The organism is Novosphingobium sp. (genome assembly GCF_031424035.1).
In the GTDB taxonomy this organism is placed as follows: Bacteria; Pseudomonadota; Alphaproteobacteria; order Sphingomonadales; family Sphingomonadaceae; genus Novosphingobium.
In genome coordinates, this window is record NZ_JANPGP010000089.1 from 1 (window position 1) to 19,052 (window position 19,052).

Genomic DNA, 19,052 nt, shown 5'->3' on the forward strand with positions numbered 1-19,052 from the left:
GCCGGGCTTGCCGGCATGAAGCGCCAGCATCACGTCGCGCCAGACGGGGGCCGCGCCGCTGGTGCCTGAGACCGAGCGCATCGAATCCCCCTCAAGGTTCCCGACCCAGACGGCGACGGTGTAGCGGTCCGAAAAGCCGACGCACCAATTGTCACGCATGCCCTTCGACGTGCCGGTTTTCGCCGCCGCCCAGAACGGCAGGCGCAGCGCGGAATCGACGCCGAAAGTGCCGGCGCGGGCGGAAGGGTCGGAGAGGATATCGCCGACGATCCACGCGGCGGCCGGGTCGATCACCTGCCGGGGTTCGCTGCCGGCGTCCTCGGCGCGCAGCTTCAAGGCCGACCAGCGCCCGCCGTTGGCCAGCGTGCGATAGGCATTGGCCTGTTCGAGCAGCGTCACTTCCGCCGATCCCAGCGCCAGGCTGAAGCCGTAATAGGCGCCGTCGCCCTCCAGCCCGTTGTAGCCGAGGTCCCACAGCCGGTCGCGGAAGTCCTGCACCCTATCGAGCAGCAGCGCGCGCACGGCAGGCACGTTGAGCGAATTGGCCAGCGCGCGGCGCACCGACACCGGGCCGAGGAAGGCATTGTCGTAATTGCGCGGCACATAGAGGCCCGATGCCGTGTCGAGCTGGACCGGCGAATCGTCCAGGATCGAGGCGGCGGTCAGCCATTTGCGCTCGATCAGCTGGGCATAGAGAAACGGCTTGAGCGTCGATCCCGCCTGCCGCGCCGCATCCGCCCCATCGACATTGGAAGCGGTTGAGCCAAGGCCCACCCCGCCGACATAGGCAAGGACTTCGCCGCTGGCGTTGTCGACCACCACCACCGCCCCGTCGCGCACGCGGGTCGGGCCGAGGCCTTGCAACTGGTGGCGCAGCGCCTGGGTGGCGGCGAGCTGGACGCGCGGCTCGATCGTCGTCTTCACCCGCATACCGGGTTCGCTGAGGAGCTTGCCGGCGAGGTGCGGGGCAAGGTCGGGGTCCTGCGCCTTCATCCGGCCGCGCGCGGCGATGTTGGCGGCGAGCGCCTCTATCGTCGTGCAATCGGCCTCGCCCAGTTGGCGGCAGGCGCGCGCGGCTACGCGGCCGGGGCTCGCAGCGGGATCGGGCAGCAGCGCCGCCATAACCGCCGCCTCGCGCCGATCGAGCTTGCCCGGTGCCTTGCCGAACAGTGTCACCGCGCCCGCCGCCACCCCCTGCGCCTCGCCGCGAAACGGGGCGAGGTTGAGATAGGCTTCAAGGATTTCGTCCTTGTCCCACTTGCTTTCAAGCGCCCAGGCGGCGCGCATCTGGCGCAGCTTGTCGCGCCAGCCGCGTGCGCCGGGGCGGGCGATCTCGGGCGCAAGAAAAGCGGCGAGCTGCATGGTGATGGTCGATGCGCCGCGCGCCTGCCCGCCTTCGATCCGGGTGCGGATCGATGATCCGAGCGCCAGCAGGTCCACCCCGCCATGGCTGGCAAAGCGGCGGTCCTCGGCATGGATCACCGCCGCGCGCAGGGGGTCGCCCATCTCGGCGAGTGGCATCCATGCCAGCCGCCGCATGGTGAAATCGACGCGCACTTCGTCGAGCAGCGCACCGTCGCGATCATAAAGCCAGGCGTCGCTGGCCTTCCATTCGACCTTTAGGTCATCGAAGTCGGGCGGTGATGGCGGCAGCGTGGCGACATAGAGCCACAGCGCCGCGCCGATCGGCAAAGCCAGCAGCCCGCGCTTCCAGCCGATCACCCGCAATTTGGGCCAGAGCCAGTCGCGCCAGTGCCGCAGCCGCGCACCCATGCGCCGCACGTGCGGCCACAGCGCATCCTCGGTGCGCGCAACCCATGCGGTGAAACGGGAGAGGAGGCGGGCAACGAAACTCATGCAATGCGAACCAACCTATCAGTGTCGTCATCCTGAACTCGTTTCAGGATCCATTTCGCCCCACGTCCAGCGTTGCGACTGGGCATGCAACGGAGCCGTCGCACGCCTCATGACAGGGCCGGGCGTTAGGCACGATGGATCCTGAAACGAGTTCAGGATGACGGGGGAAGGTGGCGGGAGGGAGCATTTCACCCACCCCACACCGTCATCGCCCCGACCGGCAGTTGCGCGCGGATTGCAGGTGCGTACATCGCCTCTACCCGCGCCGGGGGCAGGGTGAACTGGCCCGAGCCGTTGAGCCGCACGGTGTATTCGACCGTCGTCGTGCCGCGCGGCAGCCAGTCAAAATAGGCGCGCCAGCTGTCTTTCGCGTTCTCGACATAGGCGGGCCAAGTGCCTTCGCTCGAACTGTTTTCACCGCCGCGCAGCATGGAGGACTGGCCGCCGAGACCTGACATGACCGTCGCTCCCGGTGGCAGCGGATCGGCGAGTACCACCCAGGTGCGGTCGGCGGTGGCGGTAACGGTCAGCTTCACCCGCACGACATCGCCAGCGGTGAGCTTGCCCTTCTCGCGCGCCGAAACCACCGTGACTTCACGGGCGAGGCGGTATCCGGCCATCAGCGGTTCGCGCAGCGGCACGGCGGCGTGGACGCTTACTGTCGCCCATGGGCCGGCCCCGCCGCTCTGTGTCATGGCCATCGGCCCCGCCACCAGCGGCAGGCGCAACGGCAGTGCATCGGCACTGCGCGGCCATTGCACCGCCAGTGATTTGCCGCCGAGGCCCAGCGTGGTCGTTCCGGCGATCGCGCTCGCCGGATAGAGCTTGGCAAAGCGCCGGACCACGACCGCACCCCAGGCATTGGCCGGGGTGGTATCCCAGTGACCGCGTTGCTGGCGGCTGGCGATCCCGACCATCAACTTCGGAGCCTCGGCCTGCCAATCGGCCTTGCCGAGTGAGGCATCGAGGACCTTGATCGCCATCTCGTCGGCGCTGACCATCATCCACCACGGCGCCTTATTGGCGTCGGACAAATCGAGCCGGGTGCCTTCATAGACCAGCCGCTTGCGCAGTTCGCCCTCGGCGGCGGCCTTGAGCATAGCCGCCTTGGGGGCCTTGGGCAGGCGGTCGAGTGTCACGATCCAGTCGGCCAGCGTGCCGGTGGGCATTTGCGCCGGCACCATGTCGATGCGGGCAACGAGGCCCGGCTCGGCAGCCCCGGCGCGGGCGAGTGCCGAAAGCGCGGCGACGCGTACCAGCCGTTCGTCGGCAGCGAAGGGCCGGTCGCGGTTGACGCGGCCTTCGACCACGCCCTTGAGCCCAGCGACCATCTTGGCGCGCGATTCCTCGGGGATCTTGAGGCCCGCCGCCGAAGTGATCGCCAGCGTATAGGCGGTCAGTTCGGTCGATCCGCGCATGCTGGCGACCGGCCAGTAGCGCAGCAGTCCGTCGCCATCGAGGTAGGTCGGCATCGCGGCGGAGAGCGCCTCCCATGCCGCCAGATTGTCCGTCGCGACGATGCGCGACAGCTGCTGTTCGAAGCAATTGTAGGCATAGGCGCGCATGTAATCGCGCACGCCGCCCAGCGGCGGGGCGAGGCTGTCGCTCAGCGCAATGTCCACAAAGCCGCCGGGCAGCGCGCCCTGCGGCACCATGATCGAGGGCGGCGTGCCCTCACCAACGCGGTACAAGCTTGCGGCCCAGACCTCGACCGGCACGGCGGGGGCAACCTCCTGCATGGCGACGACGGAATCGCGGTACTTGCCGTCCTTGCTCTTCGCCTCGACCGTCCACTTGAGCGCGCCGGGGGCATCGGGTGCCATGACCGACCAGCGCACCCGCGCTGCGCCGCCGGCCGGGATCGTCACGGTCTGCGCGCCGCCGACCTTGATCCCGCCTTCGACCTGCGGCTTGGCGGTGACGGTCATCGGCTTGTCCTGCCCGTTGCGCAGGGTGAACACCGCGTCATAGGTGTCGCCGGTGCGGACCAGCGGCGGCAGGCCGGGATAGACGGCAAGCTCCTGCCGGGTACGGATCGCACTTTCGCCAGTGCCGAACAGCTGCGCGCCATCCGTCGCAATCGCAACCAGCCGGAAGCGGGTGAGCGCGTCGGACAGCGGCACTTCGACCACGGCCTCGCCCTTGGCATTGAGCGCGACGCGGCCCTTCCACAGCAGCACCGGCTGGAAATTCTCGCGGTTGACGCCCGAGGCATCGCCGCCGCCGCCGCCCGCCGCCACGGCCTTCTTGCCGTAGTGCCGCTTGCCGACGACCTGCATCTGCGCGGTCGATGTCGCCACCTCAAGGCTGCGCTCGCCCATCATGGCGTCGAGCAGCTTCCACGAATCGTTGGGCATCAGTTGCAACAGCGCCTCGTCGACTGCCACGAAGGCAAGGTCGGCGCTGGGCACGGGCTTGCCCGAGGGATCGCGCACGGTCACCTTCACGAAGGCTTTCTCGCGCACGCCGTAAGCTTCCTTGTCAGGCTTCACATCAATGGCGAGCTTGTGGCCTTCCCAGCCGACCTTCAGTTCGGTCATGCCGATGCGGTAGCTGGGCTTGGCAAGGTCGACGGTGGCCGTGGGCGGCACGCCTTCGCTGGTGAAGGGCAGGCCCAGCTTCTGCGCCATTTCGGTCAACCACGGCCGCGCGCCGGTCACTCGCCCGCGCACGGCCATGACCGAGACATAGACGTTCGGCGCATAGGCGGCGGGCATCTTCACTTCGACCACCGGGTCCTTGCCTGACAGTTCGGTGACATAGCTCGACAGCACGCCCTCACGCTCGACCGTGACCAGCGCAGTCGCCTCGCGGTAAGGCATGCGAACCTGCAGCCGCGCGGTTTCGCCGGCGGCATAGGCGGTCTTTTCGGGCACCACGTCCATGCGGTCGCCATTGTCGCCGCCGAACCACCATTCGTCCGCGCCGGCCAGCCAGACCGAGCGGGAGGAGCGCGCGACGCGGCCTTCGCGGTCAGTGGTGCTGGCGACCACGGTGACTTCGCCCGAAACGCCCGCATCGATGACGCAGTCGGCCTTGCCCTGGGCATTGGTCGAAGCTGTGCAGCCTGCACTGATTCGCTCGACCTTCTCCTGGTTGTCGTAGGCATAGAAGCCGCCGATCAGTCGGCGGCGCGCGGTGATGGTCTGTTTCGAGAACAGCTCCACCTTGACCATCTGGCCAGAGAGCGGCTTGCCCGTCAGGTCAAGCGCGGCGAAGTTGAGCCGCAGTTCGCTTGACCGCATCAGCCAGCCATCGGTCTTCATGCCCAGCTGCACCGCGCTGGGATAGAGCGTCACGCGGCGGCCGGCGGTGAGCGTTTCGCCATTGGCGTCGGGGTAATCCATTTCGACCATCAGCGAGACGGTCTGATTGATCGCTGCACTGACATCGACCGCCGTCCTGGCGGTGCCATCAGCGCCGAGCGTGGCAGGGAGCGTCTGCGAATAGGGCAGCGGTTCGGACACTTCGCCCTCGCCCTCGATGGAGAGTGGGCGCACGCCTTCCTTCACCAGCGCACCGCCGAATTCATAGGCCTCCCAGCCCTTCGGGGCGCGGCCCCAGCTGTTGAACTCGGTGCGTAGCGTTACCGGCAGCGCGCCTGCGCCGCCGCCCGAAAGGTAGCCGACGAACAGCGACAGCGGGACGGATTTTGGCTGGACAAGCGGCTGCTCTGGTCCGGTCACGCTGGCGCGCATGGTCGGCAGGCGGTATTCGTCGACGCGCACGTCCTGGCTCGAATAGATCGTCCGGCCGTCGACCTCGAAGCGCAACGAATAGGTGCCGAGCGGCGCGCCCTGCGGCACGGTCCACGCGTTCTCGCCCGAGCCCATGGCATCGACCGTCACCGGCTGGCTGAATTCGGTTTCGGACCCATTGTGGCGCAGCACGAACTTGCCGGTGAAGCCCTTGGCATAAGTGAAACCGGGGCCAATGGGTTTGCGCAGCACGTGCTTGAAGTGAACCGCCTCGCCCACTCGCACGAGTGACCGGTCCATGATCGTATGAATGGTCTCGTTGCTGGCATTGACGCCGAACGACAGGTCGAAATCATAGGGTGAAATGCCGTTGTTCCACGTGGTCAGCGTGAAGCTCATGTCGCCGTTCGCGCGGGCCGAGACCATCAGCGGATGGTTCTCATCCTCGCCGCAGCCGCCGCTGGTTTCGGGTTCGGGCAGGCCCGCCCGCGCAAACAATGCTCCCGCCTTGTCGGTTGTCCCGCTGGCGAGCAGCTTGCCGCTGCACGAATCGCTGATCCGCACACTGGCGCCTTCGACCGGCTTGCCGGTGGACAGGCTCGTCACCCAGACAAGGCTGCTTTCGCGGCCCCACTTGAAATGCACCGCTATGTCGGTGACCAGCGCGGCGGCGGGGACATAGCGCGGCACGTTGCGTCCCAGAAGCGCACGGCCCAGCGCGGGGCTGGCGAATTCGACGACATGGAAGCCCTTGGCCTTCACCGGCACGCCGATCACTTCGAAGTCCTTGCCCTTGCCGGGCAGCGGCAGTTTCAGCGCGGTGCCCTCTGCGGGCTTCAGCAGCGGCTTCTCGCCGGTGTGGTTGATCGCTTTCGAAGTGCCGTCCTTGAGCTCGATCCATTCGTAATCGCGCCGCGTCGACTTATCGAGTTTGCGCAGCCATTCGGCGATCACCCGGTCATCATCGGCGATCCGGGCAGACCGGCCGTCGATCGCGGTCGCCTTGCCGATCAGGTCCGGCTCGACCGCGCGCACGGTGACGGGGAGCAGGCCCTCGCTCGCCTCAACAATGCCGAACTGCGCGGCGAACTTGACCAGCGGCGGCATGGCATCGAAGCGCACCGCCAGCGGAAAGCGCGTGGCGTTCGACAGACTGCGGCCAGACAGGTCCTGCACGCCCGCCGGCAGGATTACCTGCGCAGCCGTGGCGGCGGGGAAGGGGCCGGGGAATTCGAGATCGGACAGCTCGGAATTGCCGCGCGTGTCAGGATCGAGCTTCGGCGCAATCATGGTGCCGTCAGCCATGCGCAGGCGCACCGCCATGGCCTTGTCGCGGGCGATCGGCGCGGTGAAGCGGACATAAGCGGGGGTGACCGGGTTGCACCCGGCGCTGGCGTTGACCCGGCCGCAGTCAAAGCTGGCGGCGAAGGCCTTGCGCACGGTGAAATCAAAGCGCTGGTCGGTTCCGGCAAGCTTGCCGCCGGCACCGGAGATCGTCTTGGGCCAGACCAGCGCCATGTCGCGCTCAGGCGGCAGCGGGCGGCGGCATTTCAGCGCCATGACATTGCCCAGCGCGGCGGTGCGCGAGGCGGCATCGGCGGGAAGTTTGGCGGGCAGTCCAGCCTCCTCAAGGAAGTTGCGCCGGGTCCAGTTGTCCTCGCCCATGCCTTCAAGCACGCGGCCCACGGTGTCGGCAGGCAGAACGTCAACCGCTGCCGCCTCGCCGATGCCGTCAACCGCGCAACTGGCCTTGGCGGCGACCGAGGCCGGATCGGCGCGGACATTGGTGGCAACGAGGAACACCTGGTCCTCGTCAATGTTACCGTCGCTGCCGGGCGCGAGCACGGCGCGCACTGATGGCCCGCCGGTTTCGATCGGGAAGCTGGTGCTGCCGCCCACGCTGACGCCGCGCAGGGTTGCCAGTTGCCCGCGCAGGGTGACCTTGCATGAGAGGCCGCCGGGCAGCGGCTTGGCGAAATCGAGCACGAAGGTCTGTTGGTCGACCCAGCGGCCAGTCGCGGGAACCGGGCAATCGCTCGTGGCGGCGGGTGTGGCGCGGGGATCGCCGAGCGGCACCATGCTTTCGGAATAGCGCAGGGTGAAGCGCTCAACCGCGCCGCCCGCCCCCCCGGCAGCAGATGGGCCGCCGGTGCCCGTTGTGGCCATGATGACTTGCGGCGTGGTGTCGCTCTGCGCGGCGAAGGGCAGCGCGGCGACGGCCAGCAGCGAAACAATCCAGCGCGCGCGCATTATATATGCCCCCCATCCCGAGGTGATTCGTGGCCGCAGCTTCTCTTAAAGAGGCCGCGCTGTCCACGCCCCGGACATGGGGAGCAGGTGACTTAATCCGTTAGGTTTTTCGTAGGCAGATCAGCCGCCGAGATTGAGCATCCGGCCCAGGAAGATCAGCACGATGGCGCCGAGGATCGAGGCGAGGATGCCCGCCCGGTTAAGCCCCGACTTGCCGCGGTTGGTGACCATGCCCGCCAGCAGCGAACCGGCGATGCCCAGGATCATCGTCCACAGCAGGCCCATCTGGACTTCGCCAGGATAGAAAAAGCGCCCGAGCGCACCGACGATGATGCCGACGATGGCATAGGAAATGATATTCAGCATGGAAATGTTCTCCCGTCCTTGTTGGGCAGGGCCTGAGCCTGCCCGATGACCAAGGGCTAACCCGCATGGCGCCCATCGGCAACGGCAATCGCTGCGTTGCGCCAGTCATAACGCGCGCCGCGCCGACAAGTGCCGATTCAACTGGGCGCAAGCAGGACTCGCTTCGTCGATGTGGAGAAAAAAAGTTGCCGGCCGCACTTTGACTCTTGCGCGGCTCGCCAACCTTGGATTTCCCGCGCGTCGCCGCATCGCAAAAAGCTGTGGAGAGGCCTCAAGCCCTGCCGGTTGCGGGTTAGGCCGGCATTTACCCTCTTGCGCGCGATTCAGGATGAGGCACTATCAGTAGTGGTTCGGCACTCGGGGGTACCCACAAGACCTAGATTCATCGCAAGCCGTTGATTTCGGCGTGAACGGGTGGATTCGGTCCGAGTCAAGGGCAGAACGATAGTGCGTAGGGGCGCAACGGGGGACAAGGCTGGGGAAAAGCTTTCCCTTTTTGTTCTCCCAAAGATTGGGCGAGGCTGGTAGAAGGGGGTTTGCCCTTCGATTCGGTCCGCAAGCAGTGGACTTGGTTTGCCGCGAATGTCGCGGCCGGACGGTTTGAACAGGGGCAGGCATAGTGGATTTCAGGAACGGGGACACGTCCGTGTCGGACAATGATGTGATGGAAAACGTGGATCTCGCTGAGACGACGATAAGGGAGGCCCAACCGGCGGTGCCCATGACAGACAAGAGCGATGCTGGAAGCGAGGCGCTGGTCGACAAGCTCGGCGCAGAGGCGCTGGCTGGTGCCCTGACGCAGGTGGCCAAGGCTGCCAAGAAGCCCAAGGAAGACTCGCATTCCATTCAGGCGCGCCGCTTCACCATCGTGACGGACACGTCGCGCGATGCCTTGCTGACCCTGTTTGGCAAGGACACGCTCGACGATCGCTACCTGCTGCCCGGCGAAAAGTATCAGGACCTGTTCGCCCGCGTCGCCGATGCCTATTCGGACGATCAGGACCACGCCCAGCGCATTTACGACTATATCTCGAAGCTGTGGTTCATGCCGGCCACCCCGGTGCTGTCGAATGGCGGTACGGGGCGCGGCCTGCCGATCTCGTGCTACCTCAATTCGGTCGATGACAGCCTTGAAGGCATCGTCAACACCTGGAACGAGAACGTCTGGCTGGCCAGCAAGGGCGGCGGCATCGGCACCTATTGGGGCAATGTTCGCGGCATTGGCGAGCCCGTAGGCCTCAACGGCAAGACCAGCGGCATCATTCCTTTCGTGCGCGTGATGGACAGCCTGACGCTGGCGATTTCGCAAGGCTCGCTGCGCCGTGGTTCGGCCGCCTGCTACCTCGACGTCTCGCACCCGGAGATCGAGGAATTCCTCGAAATCCGTAAACCGTCGGGCGATTTCAACCGCAAGGCGCTCAACCTGCACCACGGCGTGCTGCTCACTGACGAGTTCATGGAGGCCGTGCGCGATGGCGCCGAATTCCACTTGCGCAGCCCGAAGGACGGCTCGATCCGTTCGACCATCGATGCGCGCAGCCTGTTCCAGAAGCTGGTCGAAAACCGCCTCGCCACGGGTGAGCCGTACATCGTCTTCTCCGACACTGTGAACCGCATGATGCCCAAGCATCACCGCGATCTCGGGCTCAAGGTTTCGACCTCGAACCTGTGCTCGGAAATCACCCTGCCCACGGGCCGCGACCACCTTGGTAATGACCGCACGGCGGTCTGCTGCCTGTCCTCGCTCAACCTGGAAACCTGGGAAGACTGGAACGGCGACGAACGTTTCATCGAAGACGTGCTGCGCTTCCTCGACAACGTGCTGCAGGACTATATCGACCGCGCGCCCGAAGAAATGGCCCGCGCCAAGTATTCGGCGATGCGCGAACGTTCGGTCGGCATGGGGGTCATGGGCTTCCACTCCTACCTGCAGATGAAGGGCGTGGCGTTTGAAAGCGCGATGGCCAAGGCGCTGAACTTCAAGATGTTCAAGCACATTGCGTCCCGCGCCGATGAAGCCTCGCTGATGCTCGCGCAGGAACGCGGCGCTTGCCCCGATGCGGCGGACATGGGCGTGATGCAGCGTTTCAGCTGCAAGATGGCGATCGCGCCGACTGCGTCGATCAGCATCATCTGCGGCGGCACGTCTGCCTGCATCGAACCGATCCCGGCGAACATCTATACCCACAAGACGCTGTCTGGCTCGTTCGTCGTCAAGAACCCGTACCTTGAGAAGCTGTTCCAGGCGAAGTCGAAGGATTCCAACAACGTGTGGAATTCGATCCTCGAAAATGCCGGGTCGGTCCAGCACCTGGATTTCCTCAGCCCTGAGGAAAAGGCCGTCTACAAGACCAGCTTCGAGATCGACCAGCGCTGGCTGCTCGAATTCGCGGCCGACCGCACGCCCTACATCGATCAGGCGCAGAGCCTGAACCTCTACATCCCGGCCGATGTCGACAAGTGGGACCTGATGATGCTGCACTTCCAGGCATGGGAAAAGGGCATCAAGTCGCTCTACTACCTGCGCTCGAAGTCAGTGCAGCGCGCGGGCTTCGCCGGCGGGGTGGAGGCGGACAACACCGCCGACGCGCCAAAGATCGAACTCAGCGCCAGCCCGACCGATTACGAGGAATGCCTCGCCTGCCAGTAAGGCAGGCCGGGGCTGCTTAGGGGAGCGCGAACATGGCCTTTACATCGGCAACCGAAGTCAAACCTGGCTGTCTTGGCGTGGGGCTCGGACTGATGGTTGTGGCAGTGCTCGGCTGGATGTTCGGCTATCCGCAGTACCGCGTCTATTCGCAGCGCCTCGCCGGAGAGGCCGCGCTGGCCGAGGCGCAAAGCTCGCGCCAGGTCGCCATCCTCGAAGCGCGCGCCAAGAAGGAAAGCGCGATCAGCCTGGCCGAGGCCGAAGTGATCCGGGCCGCGGGCGCGGCCAAGGCGAACACGATCCTCCAGGATTCGCTCGGCGGGCCAGAAGGCTACCTGCGCTACCTGCAGATTCAGGCGCTTGAGGATACCAAGGCACAGCTCATTTACGTGCCGACCGAGGCAGGCCTGCCGGTGACCGAGTCACGCCGTCTGCAGGGCCCCGAGGGCCGCTGACACACTTTGTGACAACACGCCCCCTTGCAGGCGTGGCCGGCAGCGGCTTATTGCGAATCATTCGCAACTCACGGGGAATTCAATTCAATGCGTAAATGGCATCGCTGGCTATCGGTCTTCTTCGGCGTCTTCCTCCTGTGGACCGCGGGTACCGGCGTGCTCAGCCAGGTGCCGATCTGGCAGGAGCAGTTCGGCGCCAAGGACGTCGCGGCAGAGGCCGCGCGGAAGGCGGCAATTCCGGCGGGTTTCAAGTGCCCCGAAAACATGCTGTGCCGCCCCAAGCCGGCGAAGACCGGCGGCCTTAACGTCGGCCTGCTGCACCACCTGCACTCGGGTGAAACCTTCGGCCCGCTCGGCACGGTCATTGCCACGCTATCGGGGCTGGCCATGATCTTCTTCAGCTTTTCCGGCCTGTGGCTCTACATCCAGATGTGGCGCAATCGTAAGGACCGCGCGCTCAAGCCCGGCTGGTTCTGGAAGTGAGCGGTCGGCGCATTCTCACCGGACTGGGCGAAGACGGCAAGTCGGCGATCCTGATCGACGAGCCGCTCGCCCATTCCGCAGGCGGCGCGGCGATGGTCTGGGCCGCGCCGGCGCTGCCGATCGACAATGCCTTGCCCGCCGATGCACCGTTCCCGGTGTTCTCGTTCGACCAGATGCACGCCGGCGGCGCCAGCTTCATGGTGATGGAATATCCGGCCGAGATGGGCGAATTCTGGCACGCGACCGATACGGTCGAATGCCTCGCCATGCTTTCGGGCGAGATCGTCTTCATGACCGAGAGCGGCGAAGTCACCCTGCGCGCCGGTGACATGCTGGTCGATCGCGGCATCGTCCACTGCTGGCGCAATGACAGCGGCGCCCCCGCGCGCGCTGCCATCGTCATGATGCCAGCGCATCCGGTGGGCAAGGGCCGCACGGTTTGACTCTATCTTCGGCGACATTGCCGCCGGTTCGCCGGGTAGTCACCGCGCTCGATGAGGCGGGGCGGTCTTGCGTGCTGATCGACGGACCGCTGCGTGAATTCGGCGGCGGCGGCTATGCCTGGCATACGGCCTCGGTCCCCGCCGACAATTCGGTGCGCGAGGATGCCGCACCCGGCGCGTTCTCCTATGACCTGTTCCACGGCGGCGGCAGCAATTTCTTCGTCATCGACCTCGCCCCCGGTGAGCGATCGAGCACCCACGCCACCGACACCATCGACTACATCGTGATGATGGCCGGCGAAGTGACGCTCGAACTGGAAGCCGGCGAAGTGCGCCTTCGCGCTGGCGACCTCGTCACCGATCGCGGCGTGATCCACGCATGGCGCAACGATGGCCCGCAGCCAGCGCGCTATGCCGTCGTCACGCTGCCCGCCCATCCCGTCGGCGCGGGCCGCACGGTCTGATCCAGACGCAGAAACGCCCTTCCCGGCTGGGAAGGGGCGTTCCGCTCCGCCGGTCACCGCCTCAGGCGCGGTTCGGCAGGAGTGACGACTGTTTGCTTGGAAGGTCAGCCGTTAAAGTTGTCGGCGGCGTTGGAATCGGCGTCACCGGCCTGGCTGGTCGAATTGAGCCGCACCTGGCCGCCTTCAATCCCGGCAACCTGGCCTATTTCGATATAGTGGTGCTGGCCGTCGGTCGAATCGTTACGCGTCAGCTTGATGCGGTCACCATCGATTGAATCGATCGTGCCGCAGTGGTCGCCATTGGCGTCAACCACGTCCATCTGTTCACGCAGCTGGTCGCGGAACTGGCCGGCATCGCCCGCTTCGAACTGCTGCTGCTGGCCCGAGGCAAAGCCGCCCTGCGCGTTGTCCTGGCGCTGGCCAAACGTGCCGTCCTGCTGCTGGCCCGTCGCGGATGAATCCTGCGACTGGTTCTGCATCGAGGTCTGGCCCGAGTTCTGTACGGGATTCTGGGGGCGCTGGGTCTGGTCGGTCATGTCTCTCTCCGTCAGGTTCATCGCCGGATCGTGTCTGGCGAACGCTCCATCAACCCGGCGCAGCACCGAAAAGTTCCGCCGCCAACCGCCGCCAGAGCCAATCCGTTTCGCGCCTGCGACGGACCGGGCGAGCGCTCTTCGCAGCCGTCCGCGCCTTTGCCGCCGCCACCACAACATATTGTGGATAATCGCCAAGTCCCGCAGGAACGCGTGCCACATTTCGGTGGCGGGAATCGCCGTTTTTGATACTATGCATGGCTTGGCCGCGCCCCGCGTGCGGCCCACTGATTCCCTCTCTGTTCTCAAGGTCCGATCCCATGCCCCTTCTCGAAGCCCGCAAGACCTACAAGCCCTTCGAATATCCCTGGGCCTACGATTTCTGGAAGCGCCAGCAGCAGATCCACTGGATGCCGGAAGAAGTGCCCTTGGGCGAAGACTGCCGCGACTGGGCGCAGAACATTTCCGAGCATGAGCGCAACCTGCTCACCCAGATCTTCCGCTTCTTCACCCAGGCCGATGTCGAGGTGCAGGATTGCTACCACGACAAGTACGCCCGCGTGTTCAAGCCGACCGAGATCAAGATGATGCTCGCCGCCTTCAGCAACATGGAAACGGTGCACATCGCCGCCTATTCGCACCTGCTGGACACCATAGGCATGCCAGAAAGCGAATACGGCATGTTCCTCGAGTATGAGGAATTGAAGGCCAAGCACGATTACCTGCACACCTTCGGGGTCGACACGGACGAGGATATCGCCCGCACCCTCGCCATGTTCGGCGGCTTTACCGAAGGCCTGCAACTGTTCGCCTCCTTCGCCATGCTGATGAACTTCCCGCGCTTCAACAAGATGAAGGGCATGGGCCAGATCGTCACCTGGTCAGTGCGCGATGAATCGCTGCACTGCGAAGGCATCACCAAGCTGTTCCACACCTTCGTCAACGAACGCGGCTGCCTGACCAAGGCGGTCAAGGAAGACATCATCGACTGCTGCCAGAAGACCGTGCGGCTGGAAGATGCCTTCATCGACCTCGCCTTCGAACAAGGCCCGGTCCCGGGGATGAGCGCCAAGGAAATCAAGCGCTACATCCGCTACATCGCCGATTGGCGCCTCGGCCAGCTCGGCCTGCCCTCGGTCTACATGATCGAAGACCACCCGCTCCCCTGGCTCACCCCGCTGCTCAACGGCGTGGAACACGCCAACTTCTTCGAAACCCGCGCCACCGAATATTCGAAGGGCGCCACCAAGGGCGACTGGAACACCGTCTGGTCCAGCTTCGACAAGCGCCAGAAGGCGAAGTCGGCGAATGATGGGGACGAAGGCGAGGCGCTGGTCGATGCGGCGAGCGAGCCGGATATGTTTGGCGCGGCGGGTGTGGCGGCGGAGTGAGGCTAGGAGACGCAATTTCGGAGGGTCTTATCCCTGAATTGGAAATTGCGTTTTCACTAATGAAGCAGGCGCTTCGAAACGTTGATATCAATGATCAAAATGGCGATGCCAACATAAAAGATGTGAAATACGCTCAGTACCAATCTGAGGCATTTTATGCGAGTTGGCACACCGCGTTTGGGCCGAGAATGCGCCTTGAACCGAATCATTTACAGGCCCTAAAAGTTGTATCTAAGCGCTTGAAGGCGCTAAATGAGAACCAGCGCTTCATCTCCATTGCCGGAAAGGCGAAATTTAACCGGCACCAAAAAAATGTGAAAAAATTCGAGGTTCTCCCGGGTGCTCTAAATTCATCGAATTCTACTGTGGTCGATGTAGCGAAGGCCATTGATGAAAGCATTGATGCTTTTCTTTTAAAAGAAGCAGATTTAACATTTCCTGACGGTGCCAAATTTCAAGCGTTTGTTGATGCACTGCCGGCAATAGTCCCAAGTGCGCAAGGGATGGGTCCGGTCCAATTTGAGATTTCAGACGGTGGGGTATTAGTCCTCCGAAGCCAAACAACGCATGATCTCGATATTGAGAATCCAGAGCTTTTGGCAGAAAAATCCGCTATATTGACTTCTGGGTCTCACCTTATCAATGAGTTGCACCGCACGAACTGTGATAAAATCGTCATAACGATTTTGCAGACTATTCAAGATTCGCTTGCAAACAATTCACATCCGGTCCGGATTGGATTGTTGAACAAGACTTTCGGCGAATTTCATAATGAGATGCAGGGTGAAGTATCTGACGACATCTTCTCTTCTGCGAAAATGCACTTCGACCTTATCACGAGTTATGTTAGCAAGTTTTCGGACTGGCAGAACTTTGATAATCTTGTTGATGCGACTGAGCTAACTCAGGACAACGCTATCGCGCTGTCGTCCTCTCTATTGGTTGCGGCGGACCAGTTGGCCACTACGAAATTTGCGGCGCCTGAGGTCCCCAGAACTCTAATGTTCCTGCGGTCTCTGCTCGTCGATCAAAGGTTTTCATCGAAACACGCAATTTTTGCTGCGTGTGTAACCATGGAAAATCTGATCATTGTCGGAATGAAATTTCTGATAAAGACTTGCAAAGACACCGTTAAGTTGACAGTCAAAATAAGTTCTAGGGGAGTCGCATGCGTTTTGGCTGCCCGTATTTTGACGTCAGCAATGGAACTCGCGGGGGTAAAAGAAATTACTGACCATATTGGATGGCTCGGAAAGTTATTTGATTTATTTAGAACGAGCATTTCGTAGTTATGATATTTTGTTGAGCTGGGAAGCTCAGCATTGAGCAAGCTTAAATGCACCCATTCCACCACAAACCGCGCAAACGCCCCAACAGGAACCCCCCATGATCTCCATCCACGAATCCTCCATCCCCGTCATCATCCGCACGCTCACCGCGCTGTCGGGGGTGCTCGCCAAGGGGGAGGCGCATGCCGAGGCCAAGGGGACGGATGCGGCCAATTATCTGACCATGCGGCTGGTGCCCGATATGCTGCCGCTGTCCTCGCAGGTGCGGATCGCTTGCGATGTGCCGCGCCGGGGCATGGTGCGCCTCGCCGGCGGGGAGCCGGCGCCGATGGAGGACAAGGAAGGCAGCTTTGCCGACCTGCAGGCGCGCATCGCCGATACCATCGCGGTGCTTGAAACCATCACGGCCGAAAGCCTCGAAGGGGCGGAAACGCGCCAGATCACGCTCCCCAGCCCGCGCGGCGAGATGGAGTTTGTCGGCCGCGACTTCCTGTTCAATTTCATCCTCGCCAACCTGCATTTCCACTGCACCATGACCTACGCCCTGCTGCGCGGCGCGGGCGTGGAACTGGGCAAGTCGGACTACATGGGCGTGACGCTGCCCTGATCGGGGGGCTTCGGAGGTTCACTAAGCCACCCGTCATCCCCGCGAAGGCGGGGATCCATCGGGCTGGCCTCATCGACGCTAGGTTGCCGGGACTCGCTGCCGTGGATGGACCCCCGCCTTCGCGGGGGTGACGGGGAGGGGATTGCAAACCTATCCTCTCGTCGTCCCCGCGCATGCGGGGACCCATCGGGCTCTCCTCATCGACGCTAGGTTGCCGGGACTCGCTGCCGTGGATGGGCCCCCGCCTTCGCGGGGGTGACGGGGAGTTTGGCGGGTCTTGCTCCTCAATAATCCGTCTCGCTTCACTCTGATCCGTCATCCCCGCGCAGGCGGGGATCCATCGGGCTCTCCTCATCGACGCTAGGTTGCCGGGACTCGCGGCCGTGGATGGGCCCCCGCCTTCGCGGGGGTGACGGGGAGGGGGATAGCGAACCTGACGGTGTAGGGGATGGCAAACCTATCCTCTCGTCGTCCCCGCAGGAGCGACGGGTGTGCTGGTCAGTTTGCGATGATCTCACCCGACAGATCGTGCCATTCGGGATTGGCCGCACAAATCAGCTTCAGCTTCCATTGGCGATTCCATTTCTTCATCGCCTTTTCGCGCGCAATGGCATCGCGGATGTCGGCGTGGCGTTCGGCAAAAACCAGCATGGTCAGTCCATGTGTTCGGCAGAAATCCGAGCCCTTGCCGAGCTTGTGCTGGGTGATGCGCTCGGCCAGATGGGCCGTCACGCCGATGTAGAGCGTGCCGTGTGGGCCGTTTGTCATGATATAGACCCAGCCGCCGCGCTCCATGGTCTGCACTCGCTCCGTGTTCGCAGTCAGGGCGGCTGGTCAGATGCCTGACCGGGGCTGCCAGACCAGGCCCGGCATCAGCGCAAAGCCCAGTTGCCCCGCCAGCCCCAGCGCTCCGGCGCGGGTCGTCAGCGATGCCGCCCAGATCGCCGGGGTCTGCCCGAACAGCAGCACCGCCAGCGCGCATTCGGCAAGCATCAGGATGGCAAAGGCCGTGGCGCCCATCGCCAGGGCCGCGCTTCGGCTTGGCAGCGGGCGGCGTTGCAGGAGCCGGCGCGCCCACCACCACGATGCGGCAAGGACCAGCGGCACCTCGCACAGCACCGCGCTGAACGCGCCGATCCGCGGCGCGAGCCACAGCGTGCGCCCGATGCCGATCACGAAGGCCAGCGCGAAAACTCCGCCCCAATAAGCAGCGGCGAGGACGGCACCGTCTGCGAGCCGCATCGCAGACCTGATCGGCATGACCTTGGGCAAAACCATTTTCCTACACGCCCCTGATCCGTCATGATGCCCTCGCGCCCGGTGGGTGCAGACTCTGAGAAACCTTTATAGGTGCGTTGCGGGTGTGTTTCATCAACTTGCATTTGGCGCAAGCGCGGTGAACTCAGGAAAACTGCGGTTTCTGGCTCGGCCGGTCACATCAGGCTTCGGCCGCTAATCTGATCAGCCGCCCCGTGTTTGCGGCCAGCAGGGGAAACGTTCGCGGCTGGTCAGGTGTTTAGTTCCTGTCAGCGGCGGCCCTCCGGCTGCGCGCAAATCGCTCAACAGGAAGCAAACATGACTCAGCACAACGAAACCACGACCACGCTCAACACGCTGATCGCCACGCTGATCGACAGCGTCGAGGGCTATCAGAAGTCGGCTGGCGACGTCGACAACAAGCGCTATGCCGACCTGTTCAATGCCCGCGCCCGTGAACGCCAGCAGGCGATCACCGGACTGCAGGCGGCAGTCGCCGCAGCGGGCGGCAATCCGGAGGACGATGGCTCGGTCATGGGCACCGTCCACCGCGCTTTCCAGTCGCTGCGCGAGGCGGTCTCGAGCCGTGACGACGCGGCGATCATCGCCGAGATCGAACGCGGCGAGGATTACCTCAAGGAGAAGTTCGAAGCTGCCCTGCGCCACGGCGACATCGCTCCCGAGGCCCGCGATGCGGTGAACAAGGCGCGGGAATCGGTAAAGGCCGGGCATGACGAGATGTCGGCGCTGAAGCACGGCACCGACAACCTCAGCACGGCAGGCAGCAGCTATACGAACTGATCCCCGGCAACGTCTGAAGGAAGGGGCGGAGCGATCCGTCCCTTCGTTCCTCTAGTCGATCAGGCCGAGCCCCAGCGCCACCAGCAGTCCGGTCAATCCCAGCAGGAAGGCATAGACCGCCGCCCACATCAGCGGTCGCGGTGGTCGGGCAAGGTCGGGGTGGCCGGCAGGATGGGTCAGCTCCACCAGCGTGCCTTCGGGCGGCTGTCGGACGGTGCTGATAACCTGATCGATGACTTCGTGGTGGCCGCCCTCGGTCTCGAAGCCATAGGTCGCGGAAAAGCCGGTGCCGTCGCTGTCACGCTTGATCCGGTGGCCGGTGACGCGGCCGATCACGCGGCGGGACGGCAGCGTCAGCCGCAGCCAGTCACGCCGGGCGATGATCACCAGCGAAAACTGGCACAGCGCCACGCCGGCCCAGATGAACACCTGCCTCATGCCGCAGTTCATAGGCGCCAAGCGTTAAGATCAGGGTGACAGGAACCCACTGCCGGCATCCGTGTCTCGCCCT

Annotated in this window: 16 protein-coding genes; 9 read left to right on the forward strand and 7 right to left on the reverse strand. The window is 64.1% G+C overall.

Translation table 11 applies throughout. From position 1 onward, the window contains the following. From pbpC to RMO89_RS12845, 3 genes are all read right to left on the reverse strand, one after another. The coding region (gene pbpC / locus RMO89_RS12835) for a penicillin-binding protein 1C (RefSeq protein WP_310533553.1) at positions 1–1,857 on the reverse strand (1,857 nt) is incomplete at its 3' end. 188 nt (positions 1,858–2,045) lie between these two features. Continuing rightward, on the reverse strand, positions 2,046–7,805 hold the full coding sequence (locus RMO89_RS12840; protein WP_310533554.1) for an MG2 domain-containing protein: 5,760 nt from the start codon (positions 7,803–7,805) through the stop codon (positions 2,046–2,048). Positions 7,806–7,925: 120 nt separating this feature from the next. After that, entirely contained in the window at positions 7,926–8,171 is a 246-nt protein-coding gene (locus tag RMO89_RS12845; protein WP_310533556.1) for a GlsB/YeaQ/YmgE family stress response membrane protein, read from the reverse strand. Between the two features lie 721 nt (positions 8,172–8,892). Between RMO89_RS12845 and RMO89_RS12850 the strand changes: the two genes are divergently transcribed. The 5 genes from RMO89_RS12850 (at position 8,893) to RMO89_RS12870 (ending at position 12,663) form a co-directional block, all read left to right on the forward strand. Next, positions 8,893–10,821 carry a ribonucleoside-diphosphate reductase subunit alpha gene (locus tag RMO89_RS12850; protein ID WP_409035552.1) on the forward strand — a complete coding sequence of 643 codons (1,929 nt, stop codon included), beginning with the start codon at positions 8,893–8,895 and terminating at the stop codon, positions 10,819–10,821. A 32-nt stretch (positions 10,822–10,853) separates the two neighbouring features. Beyond that, positions 10,854–11,273: a membrane protease subunit gene (locus RMO89_RS12855; protein WP_310533558.1), complete on the forward strand. Its 420-nt coding sequence runs from the start codon at positions 10,854–10,856 to the stop codon at positions 11,271–11,273. Positions 11,274–11,360: 87 nt separating this feature from the next. Beyond that, positions 11,361–11,756, forward strand: a complete 396-nt coding sequence (locus tag RMO89_RS12860) for a PepSY domain-containing protein (protein WP_310533560.1) — start codon at positions 11,361–11,363, stop codon at positions 11,754–11,756. Then, complete coding sequence (locus tag RMO89_RS12865) at positions 11,753–12,199, forward strand: cupin domain-containing protein (protein WP_310533562.1); 447 nt, start codon at positions 11,753–11,755, stop codon at positions 12,197–12,199. Before RMO89_RS12860 ends, RMO89_RS12865 begins: the two co-directional genes overlap by 4 nt. Next, a complete protein-coding gene (locus RMO89_RS12870) occupies positions 12,196–12,663 on the forward strand; it encodes a cupin domain-containing protein (RefSeq protein WP_310533563.1) in 468 nt (155 codons plus the stop codon). Before RMO89_RS12865 ends, RMO89_RS12870 begins: the two co-directional genes overlap by 4 nt. A 104-nt stretch (positions 12,664–12,767) precedes the next feature. Here RMO89_RS12870 and RMO89_RS12875 read toward each other — a convergent pair whose 3' ends face one another. After that, positions 12,768–13,199, reverse strand: coding sequence for a DUF2171 domain-containing protein (locus tag RMO89_RS12875; protein ID WP_310533565.1), 432 nt, complete (start codon positions 13,197–13,199; stop codon positions 12,768–12,770). A 317-nt stretch (positions 13,200–13,516) separates the two neighbouring features. Between RMO89_RS12875 and RMO89_RS12880 the strand changes: the two genes are divergently transcribed. The 3 genes from RMO89_RS12880 (at position 13,517) to RMO89_RS12890 (ending at position 16,483) form a co-directional block, all read left to right on the forward strand. Further along, a complete protein-coding gene (locus RMO89_RS12880) occupies positions 13,517–14,587 on the forward strand; it encodes a ribonucleotide-diphosphate reductase subunit beta (RefSeq protein WP_310533566.1) in 1,071 nt (356 codons plus the stop codon). Positions 14,588–14,646: 59 nt separating this feature from the next. Further along, positions 14,647–15,876: a hypothetical protein gene (locus RMO89_RS12885; RefSeq protein ID WP_310533567.1), complete on the forward strand. Its 1,230-nt coding sequence runs from the start codon at positions 14,647–14,649 to the stop codon at positions 15,874–15,876. Between the two features lie 97 nt (positions 15,877–15,973). After that, entirely contained in the window at positions 15,974–16,483 is a 510-nt protein-coding gene (locus RMO89_RS12890) for a DUF1993 domain-containing protein (RefSeq protein ID WP_310533568.1), read from the forward strand. Between the two features lie 498 nt (positions 16,484–16,981). On the opposite strand, the gene RMO89_RS12895 is transcribed toward RMO89_RS12890, so the two are convergent. Beyond that, entirely contained in the window at positions 16,982–17,278 is a 297-nt protein-coding gene (locus tag RMO89_RS12895) for a GIY-YIG nuclease family protein (protein ID WP_310533610.1), read from the reverse strand. A gap of 39 nt (positions 17,279–17,317) precedes the next feature. Beyond that, on the reverse strand, positions 17,318–17,743 hold the full coding sequence (locus tag RMO89_RS12900) for a hypothetical protein (protein ID WP_310533569.1): 426 nt from the start codon (positions 17,741–17,743) through the stop codon (positions 17,318–17,320). Between the two features lie 315 nt (positions 17,744–18,058). Here RMO89_RS12900 and RMO89_RS12905 point away from each other — a divergent pair, with 315 nt between their 5' ends. Next, positions 18,059–18,541, forward strand: coding sequence for a PA2169 family four-helix-bundle protein (locus RMO89_RS12905; RefSeq protein ID WP_310533570.1), 483 nt, complete (start codon positions 18,059–18,061; stop codon positions 18,539–18,541). Between the two features lie 51 nt (positions 18,542–18,592). Here the strand turns inward: RMO89_RS12905 and RMO89_RS12910 are convergent, their stop codons facing one another. Beyond that, the gene (locus RMO89_RS12910) at positions 18,593–18,979 is read right to left on the reverse strand and encodes a hypothetical protein (RefSeq protein WP_310533571.1); all 387 of its coding nucleotides are present in this window, start codon (positions 18,977–18,979) and stop codon (positions 18,593–18,595) included. Positions 18,980–19,052: the final 73 nt, after the last annotated feature.